Source organism: Otariodibacter sp. (genome assembly GCF_029256985.1).
Classification (GTDB): domain Bacteria; phylum Pseudomonadota; class Gammaproteobacteria; order Enterobacterales; family Pasteurellaceae; genus Otariodibacter.
In genome coordinates this window covers 17,524-27,511 of record NZ_JARIDQ010000006.1, presented here as the reverse complement: position 1 = coordinate 27,511, position 9,988 = coordinate 17,524, and the positions used below count along the sequence as shown (strand labels likewise).

Below are 9,988 nucleotides of genomic sequence, written 5' to 3'. Positions count from 1 at the left end.
TTCGGTTTCAGTAATAATTTAGCCAATAATAAACGGTTACGTTCTCCACCTGATAAGGCTTTAACGGGTGTCATTGCACGTTTTGGTGGGAATAAGAAATCTTGTAGATAACCAAGTACGTGACGTTTTACACCATTGACTTCAACATCTTGTTTACCATCCGCCACGTTGTCCATTACTGTTTTTTCAGGATCGAGCTCGGCTCTATATTGGTCAAAATAAGCGACTTCTAGTTTTGTGCCACAATGGATTGAACCTGATGAGGCTTGTAATTCTCCCAGTAATAATTTGATGAAGGTTGTTTTACCGCAACCATTTGGGCCGACTAGAGCGATCTTATCGCCTCGTAAAATCTTGGTACTAAAATCTTTAAGTAAACATTTTCCGTCAATTTGATAGCTAGCATTTTCTAATTCAAACACGATTTTGCCCGATTTAGCGGTCTGATCGATCTGAATTTTTGCAGTTCCTAATACTTCACGACGATTACGGCGTTCTTCTCGTAATGCTTTTAAGGCTCTTACTCTACCTTCATTACGTGTACGACGAGCTTTGATCCCTTGGCGGATCCACACTTCTTCTTGAGCTAATTTCTTGTCAAAAAGTTCATTTTGTAAGGCTTCAACACGCAATTCCTCAGCTTTTGTTTCTAGGTATAAATCGTAATTTCCGGGATAAGATACTAATTTCCCACGATCTAAATCCACAATGCGTGTCGCCATTTTGCGAATAAATGCACGGTCGTGTGATACGAAAATAATGCTCCCCTTAAAATCTAATAATAGATTTTCTAACCACGCAATTGCATCCACATCTAAATGGTTGGTTGGTTCATCCAGTAATAGAACATCAGGGTCGGACACTAACGCTCGTGCCAATGCTGCTTTACGTAACCACCCCCCCGATAATGCAGATAACGGTGTATCTGGGTTTAATTCAAGTAGTTGTAAAGTATCTTGAATGCGATTTTCAAACTGCCATCCATCTGCATGCTCAAGTTGAGTTTGAACATTGGAAAGTTTAGCCATCAATGCTTCGCTATAATCCGTCTGCATTTGCAGTGAAATATTATGGTATTGTTTTAATAAATCGGCTAAGTGAGCAATGCCCTCTGCCACATAATCAAAAATAGTGCCTTCTGCGTGACGAGGCGGATCTTGTTCTAAACGTGCAACAACGATATCTTTTTCAAAAATGAGTTTTCCGTCATCCAATTGAATATCTTTAGCTAAAATTTTCATTAGGGTCGATTTACCTGCCCCATTTCGCCCCACTAAACAGACTCGCTCGCCAGCTTCAATATGTAATTCGGTATTATCGAGCAAAGGGTGATCGCCAAAGCCTAAATAAGCATTTGAAAGATTAATTAATGCCATACTCTCTTTTTCTCATAAATAAATTTGCTCTAATTCTAGCAGTTTTGCGGGCGCTTGTAAGCGGTCAGTTTGGTAAGAAATTTTACAAATTGGCAGTAGCGTAATAATATATCGGCAGATTTTCCATTAGGTAAAGATTATGAATCAAAATAGCCGTTTCAAAACGATCGCAATTGTAGGTAAACCCCGTTATGATATTGCGTTCGAAACACATATCGCTGTTTATAACTGGCTCAAAGATAGAAAGTATAAATTATTAGTCGAAAGTAAAATTGCTGCTCAACTGAATCTTCCCAATGCAAGTACGATTGCAGAAATTGGGGAACAAGCCGATTTAGTGATTGTAATCGGTGGTGATGGTAATATGCTAGGCATGGCACGGCGTTTAGCCCAATATGATGTGCCTTTAATTGGCATCAATCGAGGTAATCTCGGTTTTCTAACAGATATTGCTCCCCAAACGGCATTTGAACAGCTTTATCGTTGCTTAGAAAGAGAAGAGTTTATCATTGAAAATCGCTTTTTATTAGAAGCTAAAATTGAATCAAACGGTAAAATCATTGAATCAAATAATGCATTAAATGAGATCGTAGTCCATTCTAGCCAAATTGCTAAAACAATTGATTTTGAAGTGAGTATCGGTGGGAAGTTTGCTTTTTCTCAACGTTCTGATGGTTTAATTATTTCAACACCAACAGGCTCAACTGCTTATTCATTATCTGCTGGTGGTCCAATTTTAACACCAAGTTTGAATGCGATTGCACTCGTACCAATGAATCCGCATAGCCTATCTTCTCGTCCATTAGTCATTGATGGAGATAGTATGATTTCACTTCGATTTGCTCAATACAACCAACCTCACTTAGTGGTAAGTTGTGATAGTCAGCGCCTTTTACCATTCAGTTCTGATGAACGTGTTATCGTACAAAAAAGCAAAGATAGCCTGCAGTTATTACATTTAAAAGATTATAACTATTTTAATGTACTAGGTTCTAAATTAGGTTGGTTAAGTAAATTATTTTAAGTAGTTCATGATACAAGTTAGCCCAATATCTACAATTTAATTTATCGAATCTAAATAATACAAAGTAAAATGGGCTATTTCTGTCATTTACATTATTTTTTCAAATTCAGAAATCATATCTTTAAGTTGAAGCAACCCCAGTGAGTGATGATCATGATCTTCAAATTTAACTAATTTAGCATTTCCTCCATATTGCTGATAATTATTTAGTGCAACTTCTGGATTATTCTCATATGGAACAGTTTTATCTGCTGTGCCATGATAAATAATTAAAGGGGAAATAGGTTTCCATCCCACTGCAAGATTATTTTTATCAACTTGGGCTTCTAAATGTTTCAGTGCTTTTTCATCCAGATGTTTAAATACTAAAGCGGGAATATTTGAAGATCTATTTATTAAAAAATCTAACTCATTTTTGACTGGAATCCTAAAAAGCTCGCTTAATTCCATAGGGTTATCACTGAATTTATTATATGTATAATATACCCACGCAAAAAAATCTAATACGCCACCTAAATCTTCATTAATATGTGGAGCTTGAGATAAGATAGGTTTCATATTTTCTGTATTTAAATATCCCGACATTGGAGCATTAGCTAAAACTTTAAGTCTCCCTTTATAATTTTCTTCGATAAGTTTTTGTGTTGCGACAGCAACAGAAGCACCTTCAGACCAACCTGATAAAAATACCCCATCATTTACAGCTATATTTTTAGATTTTACAAACTCTCTTGTTGCCAAAATCATATCAATCGATTCTTCGGCTAGTTCTGAATTGATACAGTAAGGATGTTCCAAATTTTGAGAAACACCATAACCTGCATAGTCAGGCAAACTCACTAAATAACCATAAGATCCCAAATAGTTAGCATTTAAGCGAGTTTCATAAAATGCCATCGGTATCTTAGGTCCTCGACCATCATATAAAGAGGGAGCATCCAAACTTCCCCATCCTTCTTCTTTAGCATAAGGATAAAGTGTTCCATGATGATATTGTATATGATTAAGCTTTCCCTCTTTTTTAGGAACAACAATTAATCCCGAAAGAACCACAGGTAAATTTTTATAAATAGAACTGTACGTAATTCGATACAAATCAATATTATATTTTGGTAAATTATCAATATTACCTTCCATCATTTCTCGTTCAGGAAAATAACTATTAATATTATTTTTATCTATTGTCGCAATGAATTCTGATGTTAATAGATTCCCTCTTTCTAAAGAATGCTTTTCCATAGTTTATCTCTCTCTAACTAATAATATTTTACTATAGATATTTAAATCATAGTATTGCTCACCTATTTTCAATCCTTTTCCTTCTACTCCTATAAATTGAAACTGACAACGATCCGCTATAGCATTACTTTTCAGATTATGCACGGCACAACGTAATCGGTAATGATTAAAAAGTGATTTTGTTTCTTCTATTACTTGATTAACTGACTGAGTAATAATACCCTTACCTTGTACATCTGGCGAAAGCCAATAGCCCAATTCTGCGATTTTATTCTCCCAATCTATCGGGTTATTCAACGAAAACGCCCCAACAACATCCCCTTTATAAGAAATTACCCAAACAAACCCAAGACCATCTTCAGCTTCTTTTTTGCTTGTATTCACAAAATTCAGGCTATCCTCTACTGTCTTGTTAAAATCAATCCAATCAACAAATTGTTTAAAGAATTGACGATGTTTATCTAGCTGTGTAAATAATGAAATTGCATGCTGTTGTTCAATTTTTTCAAGAATGATATCTGAATTTACTCTTATTTTATGTGGAATTTGATGCGAATACATATTTTATCTTTTCCTCATATTTAAGATTATTTAAATAACTTACATTGTAATAAATAAGCAGTTAGATGCACTAAAAAATTTACAAATTTTATCGACCTTCTCTTGAAAACAAAAATTTTACCTCCAAATAGTGCTACGCTATGCCAGCATGGCAAATTTATTAATTTATTTAGGGAGCTATTTCAATGAAAATTCGTCCGTTACACGATAAAGTAATTTTAAAACGTGAAGAAGAAGAAACAAAATCAGCAGGTGGAATCGTTTTAACAGGTTCTGCAGCAGCTAAATCTACTCGCGGTAAAGTATTAGCTGTAGGTGAAGGTCGTCTTTTAGAAAATGGTAATATTCACCCAATGCATGTAAAAGTAGGTGATTTAGTTATTTTTAATGAATACGGCATAAAACCAGAAAAAATTGATGGCGAAGAAGTGCTAATCGTTTCTGAAGAAAATATTTTAGCAATTGTTGAAGAATAATTAGAAGAGGAATTAAGAATATGGCAGCAAAAGATGTAAAATTTGGTAACGATGCTCGTAGCAAAATGCTAAAAGGTGTAAATGTATTAGCAGATGCAGTAAAAGTTACTTTGGGTCCAAAAGGACGTAACGTAGTTTTAGATAAAGCTTTTGGCGCTCCAGCAATTACTAAAGATGGTGTTTCTGTGGCTCGTGAGATCGAATTAGAAGATAAATTCGAAAATATGGGTGCACAAATGGTTAAAGAAGTAGCATCAAAAGCAAATGATGCTGCAGGTGATGGTACAACAACTGCGACAGTATTAGCACAATCTATTATTAATGAAGGCTTAAAAGCTGTTGCCGCAGGAATGAATCCAATGGATTTAAAACGTGGTATCGATAAAGCAGTTTTATCTGTAGTTGAAGAGCTTAAAACATTATCAAAACCATGTGAAACTTCAAAAGAGATCGAGCAAGTTGGTACAATTTCTGCAAACGCAGATAGCACAGTGGGTAAATTAATTGCTCAAGCAATGGAAAAAGTAGGTAAAGAAGGTGTTATCACTGTTGAAGACGGTACTGGATTAGAAGATGCTTTAGATGTTGTTGAAGGTATGCAATTCGATCGCGGATACCTTTCTCCATATTTCATCAACAAACCAGAAGCAGGTACTGTTGAGTTAGAAAATCCTTATATCCTTTTAGTTGATAAAAAAATCTCTAACATTCGTGAAATTTTACCAGTATTAGAAGCGGTTGCTAAAGCTGGTAAACCATTATTGATCATTTCTGAAGATCTTGAAGGTGAAGCGCTTGCAACTTTAGTTGTGAATAATATGCGTGGTATCGTGAAAGTGGCTGCGGTAAAAGCTCCAGGATTTGGTGATCGTCGTAAAGCGATGTTACAAGATATCGCAATCTTAACTGCAGGTACTGTAATTTCTGAAGAAATTGGTATGGAATTAGAAAAAGCAACACTTGAAGAACTTGGTCAAGCAAAACGTGTTGTGATCACTAAGGATAATACAACTATCATTGATGGTATGGGTGATGAAGAGCAAATCAAAGCACGTGTTACTCAAATCCGCCAACAAATTGAAGATTCAACTTCTGACTACGATAAAGAAAAACTTCAAGAACGTGTTGCTAAATTAGCAGGCGGTGTTGCAGTAATTAAAGTTGGTGCAGCAACTGAAGTTGAAATGAAAGAGAAGAAAGATCGTGTTGATGATGCTCTTCATGCAACTCGTGCAGCCGTTGAAGAAGGTGTTGTTGCGGGTGGTGGTGTTGCATTAGTACGTGCGGCAACTAAAGTAGCTGAAAGTTTAAAAGGCGACAACGAAGATCAAAATGTCGGTATTAAATTAGCTCTTCGTGCAATGGAATCCCCATTACGTCAAATCGTTAGCAATGCGGGTGAAGAAGCATCTGTTGTTGCTCGTAACGTTAAAGATGGTAAAGGTAACTATGGTTATAATGCAGGAACAGAAGAATACGGTGATATGTTAGAAATGGGTATCTTAGATCCAACTAAAGTAACTCGTTCTGCATTACAATTCGCAGCTTCTATTGCTGGTTTAATGATTACTACAGAGTGTATGATCACAGATCTTCCAAAAGATGACAAAGCAGCCCTAGACGCTGGAATGGGCGGTATGGGTGGAATGGGCGGAATGATGTAATTTTCGCTTAACTCATTAAATAAAAAAACTCCACTACTTATAAAGTAGTGGAGTTTTTTATTGTTACTTGAGACTAGAAAAACTATAAGAATTTTACTGCTTGTTCTGCTAACTCTCTCGCCAACTTATCTGCATACAATACATCATCAATCTCTTTTACATCAATTGGAGCAATACGTTCTATCACTGAACGATTAATTTCAGCAATATCAGTAAATCGAATTTCATTATTTAAAAATGCATTCACTGCAACTTCATTCGCTGCATTCATTGCGGTTGTTGCATATTGTCCTTCTGCAAAGGCTTCTATCGCTAATTTTAAATTTGGATAACGAGCGAAATCAGGTTCAATAAAGGTTAATTCAGATAATTTAAAGAAATCTAATGGCTCAACACCTGACTGAATACGATTTGGATATGCCATAGTATGAGCAATCGGAGTACGCATATCAGGATTACCCATTTGAGCAATCACACTACCATCCACATATCTCACCATAGAGTGAATAATAGATTGGGGATGAATGATGATCTCCATTTCTTCGGCGGTAGCATTGAATAGCCAGCGAGCTTCAATATACTCTAATCCTTTATTCATCATCGTTGCAGAATCAACAGAAATCTTTTGTCCCATAGACCAATTGGGATGAGCAACAGCTTGTGCAGGCGTAATTACATCAAATTCATTTAAAGACTTATTTCTAAATGGCCCGCCAGAGCCTGTAAGGACAATTTTACTAATTCCTAATTCTGCTAATGGACAGAATCCAATTTGTTTTTGTGCTTCAGGTGGCAAAGATTGAAAAATAGCATTATGTTCACTATCGACTGGTAATAATTTTGCCCCTGATTTGCGTGCTTCATCAATAAAAATTTGTCCACACGTTACCAACGATTCTTTATTAGCTAATAAAACCTGTTTACCTGCTTGTACTGCAGATAATGTAGGCAATAATCCAGCAGCCCCTACAATCGCTGCCATCACCATATCTACGTGGCTATCGGTTGCTAATTCACAAATTGCCTTTTGACCAGCTAAAACTTCTGTTTTGATATCGAGATTTTTTAAATTTTCAGCTAACTGCATAGCTTTGCTTTCATCATCTAATGCAGCAAACTTTGGTTGATATTTTTGACATTGCTCAGTCATTAACTCAACATTCCGCCCCCCCACTAAAGCAAAAATATGATATTTATCAGAATTGTTCTCAACAACAGATAAAGTACTCTTTCCAATAGAACCTGTTGATCCTAAAATTACTAAATTCTTCATTTTTTATCCTTTTTATTTTTGCTAGCTTGATAAGCGTTTAGCTTCAATCACATCATCTAATTGCGTAATTCTTGCCAATAATTTTGTTAAGAATTGAATATTATTTAATTCTATTTCAATATCCATCGTTGTAATATTTTTCTTGGTATCTGTTCGGCTAGATACACCGATTACATTCACTTTTTCATTTGCCATAATGGCACTAATATCCCTCAGTAATCCATTATAAGGATTAGCAATAATTCTAATAATGAGATTAAATCCTGAAGCATAATTTTCACCCCATTGTGCGTCAACAACTCTTTCTGGATTAATTAATTGCAATTCATAGAGTTGTTCACAATCATTTCTATGAATAGAAATTCCTCGACCCTGCGTAATATAACCAACAATCTCATCACCTGGAATTGGATGACAACAGCGTGCAATATGGTGCATTAAATTACCGACACCTTCAACAACAATAAAGCCATTATTTTTTACTTGTTTTTGAGTATTATGTCCTTTGGTCGCTACATGTTTTAAAATAGCTTCATCTGCTTGCTCAGCTGTTGTTTTTATCAGCTTCCCCTGTAAATAACTCATTAATGGGCCTAATCTAATATCTCCACTACCAATACTCGCATAAAGATCATCCATTTGTTTTAAGTTATAGCGTGGTAAAGCGTATTCTTCTATCTGCTTTAATGTGAAATTAAATTTTGCCATTTCTACTTCTAACGCATCTTTGCCAAGTGGAATATTCTTATCTCTATCGAGTTTTTTAAACCAAGCAATAATCTTAGAACGAGCTTTAGCTGTATGAACGAATCCTTGATTTGGATTTAACCAATCTCGACTTGGATTCGGGTTTTTCTGGGTACTGATTTCAATTTGATCACCCATCTGTAATTGGTAAGAAAATGGTACGATACGTCCAGCGACTTTAGCTCCAATACACCGGTGTCCAATTTCACTATGAATAGCATATGCAAAATCGAGAGGAGTAGAACCTTTAGGCAGATCAACAACCTCACCTTTTGGGGTAAATACATAAACACGATCATCAAAAATTTGAGAACGAATTTCACCCACCATATCAGCTGAATCTGCAATATCTTTTTGCCAATCAAGTAATTTACGTAACCACACGATCTTCTCTTCATAACCAGTGCGACCTGTTGTTGCTCCCTCTTTATATTTCCAGTGTGCCGCAACTCCAAGTTCTGCTTCATCGTGCATTTTCTGTGTACGGATCTGAATCTCTATTGGTTTATTACCCTTACCAAGTACAACAGTATGAATAGACTGATAACCATTAGGTTTAGGATTAGAGATGTAATCATCAAAATGTTCTGGTAGGTGCTTATATTGTGTATGAACAATTCCTAATACCGTATAGCAATCTTCCAGAGTTGGCACAATAATCCTCACAGCCCGAATATCAAATAATTGATTAAAAGCGAGGTGTTTTTTCTGCATTTTTTTCCAAATACTATAAATATGTTTTGGACGTCCATATATCTGCATCACAGACAGTGATTCTTTTAAATAAGCGGTCAGTTCTGAAATAAAATCTGCAATATATTTTTCACGATCTAAACGACGTTCGCCCAATTCATATTTAGCAATTTGATGATAAACCTGAGGATGTAATGCTCTAAAACAATAATCTTCTAACTCCCATTTTAATTGTCCAATACCTAATCTATTCGCCAAAGGTGCATAAATATGAGTACACTCTTTTGCAGCTAAAACTAAATCTTCTTCCGTGTGAGATTCATCGCGCAAAAATACAATTCTCTCCGCTAACTTAATGACAACACAACGGAAATCATCCACCATAGCTAAAAGCATACGACGAATATTATCAATTTGTAGATCGGACGCATGGCTTGCATTTAATTGACGGATATTGTCCATCTCCAAAACGCCTTTTACGAGTCGCCTAACCTGTTCTCCAAAGTGCTCATGGATATCAACAAGATCTAATACATTATGTTTTACTAACGGAAAGAGTAGAGCTGAAACAAGACTATCATCATCCATATTTAAGCTATGGAGAATCTCAACCATCTCGATTCCATCCCAAATTAAATGCCCTTTATTGATATCTAATTTTTCTTGAACACAACGCCAAGCAAGAAGTAATTGTTCGAAAGTAATAGGAGACATCTGCAACCCGGCACCCCAGCTTGCCAATTCAAAATTATTGGGGTCAAGTTGGTGTGAATGACGAATCGCAACCATAAAGTCCTCCTAAATACTCAAAAGGGAATCTTGTTTTAATTTGACAAGAAAAATCTCTCTTAATTATATATCAAATGGAGATTTTTTTATGCTTTTTTAAAGCTCATGACGTTATATCATATAACCTTTTTGTTAGAAGGCAAGCT

At 35.6% G+C, this 9,988-nt stretch carries 8 protein-coding genes; 3 read left to right on the top strand and 5 right to left on the bottom strand.

Annotated features, from left to right (window positions below; genetic code table 11):
* Positions 1 to 1,376 (bottom strand): ATP-binding cassette domain-containing protein (locus Q1J40_RS00745; RefSeq protein WP_301098129.1); only part of this gene is annotated, 1,376 nt, incomplete at its 3' end.
* Between the two features lie 139 nt (positions 1,377 to 1,515).
* On the opposite strand from Q1J40_RS00745, the gene Q1J40_RS00740 reads away from it, so the two are divergent.
* On the top strand, positions 1,516 to 2,400 hold the full coding sequence (locus tag Q1J40_RS00740) for an NAD(+) kinase (protein WP_301098128.1): 885 nt from the start codon (positions 1,516 to 1,518) through the stop codon (positions 2,398 to 2,400).
* Between the two features lie 87 nt (positions 2,401 to 2,487).
* Here the strand turns inward: Q1J40_RS00740 and Q1J40_RS00735 are convergent, their stop codons facing one another.
* A complete protein-coding gene (locus tag Q1J40_RS00735; protein ID WP_301098127.1) occupies positions 2,488 to 3,639 on the bottom strand; it encodes an alpha/beta hydrolase family protein in 1,152 nt (383 codons plus the stop codon).
* Between the two features lie 3 nt (positions 3,640 to 3,642).
* Complete coding sequence (locus tag Q1J40_RS00730; protein ID WP_301098126.1) at positions 3,643 to 4,200, bottom strand: GNAT family N-acetyltransferase; 558 nt, start codon at positions 4,198 to 4,200, stop codon at positions 3,643 to 3,645.
* 185 nt (positions 4,201 to 4,385) lie between these two features.
* Between Q1J40_RS00730 and Q1J40_RS00725 the strand changes: the two genes are divergently transcribed.
* Together Q1J40_RS00725 and groL are read left to right on the top strand one after the other, a co-directional pair.
* On the top strand, positions 4,386 to 4,676 hold the full coding sequence (locus tag Q1J40_RS00725) for a co-chaperone GroES (protein WP_301098125.1): 291 nt from the start codon (positions 4,386 to 4,388) through the stop codon (positions 4,674 to 4,676).
* A 20-nt stretch (positions 4,677 to 4,696) separates the two neighbouring features.
* Positions 4,697 to 6,340: a chaperonin GroEL gene (gene groL, locus Q1J40_RS00720; protein ID WP_301098124.1), complete on the top strand. Its 1,644-nt coding sequence runs from the start codon at positions 4,697 to 4,699 to the stop codon at positions 6,338 to 6,340.
* An 82-nt stretch (positions 6,341 to 6,422) separates the two neighbouring features.
* Here the strand turns inward: groL and ispC are convergent, their stop codons facing one another.
* Positions 6,423 to 7,613, bottom strand: a complete 1,191-nt coding sequence (ispC, locus tag Q1J40_RS00715; RefSeq protein ID WP_301098123.1) for a 1-deoxy-D-xylulose-5-phosphate reductoisomerase — start codon at positions 7,611 to 7,613, stop codon at positions 6,423 to 6,425.
* A 21-nt stretch (positions 7,614 to 7,634) separates the two neighbouring features.
* Positions 7,635 to 9,842 (bottom strand): GTP diphosphokinase, encoded by a 2,208-nt coding sequence (relA, locus tag Q1J40_RS00710; RefSeq protein ID WP_301098122.1) that lies wholly within the window; start codon positions 9,840 to 9,842, stop codon positions 7,635 to 7,637.
* Positions 9,843 to 9,988: the final 146 nt, after the last annotated feature.

What these genes read in the sequence shown, in the direction of transcription:
- relA (WP_301098122.1), bottom strand. Translation starts at nt 9,842, where the DNA reads ATGGTTGCGATTCGTCATTCACACCAACTTGACCCCAATAATTTTGAA.
- Q1J40_RS00730 (WP_301098126.1), bottom strand. Translation starts at nt 4,200, where the DNA reads ATGTATTCGCATCAAATTCCACATAAAATAAGAGTAAATTCAGATATC.
- Q1J40_RS00725 (WP_301098125.1), top strand. Translation starts at nt 4,386, where the DNA reads ATGAAAATTCGTCCGTTACACGATAAAGTAATTTTAAAACGTGAAGAA.
- Q1J40_RS00735 (WP_301098127.1), bottom strand. Translation starts at nt 3,639, where the DNA reads ATGGAAAAGCATTCTTTAGAAAGAGGGAATCTATTAACATCAGAATTC.
- Q1J40_RS00740 (WP_301098128.1), top strand. Translation starts at nt 1,516, where the DNA reads ATGAATCAAAATAGCCGTTTCAAAACGATCGCAATTGTAGGTAAACCC.
- ispC (WP_301098123.1), bottom strand. Translation starts at nt 7,613, where the DNA reads ATGAAGAATTTAGTAATTTTAGGATCAACAGGTTCTATTGGAAAGAGT.
- groL (WP_301098124.1), top strand. Translation starts at nt 4,697, where the DNA reads ATGGCAGCAAAAGATGTAAAATTTGGTAACGATGCTCGTAGCAAAATG.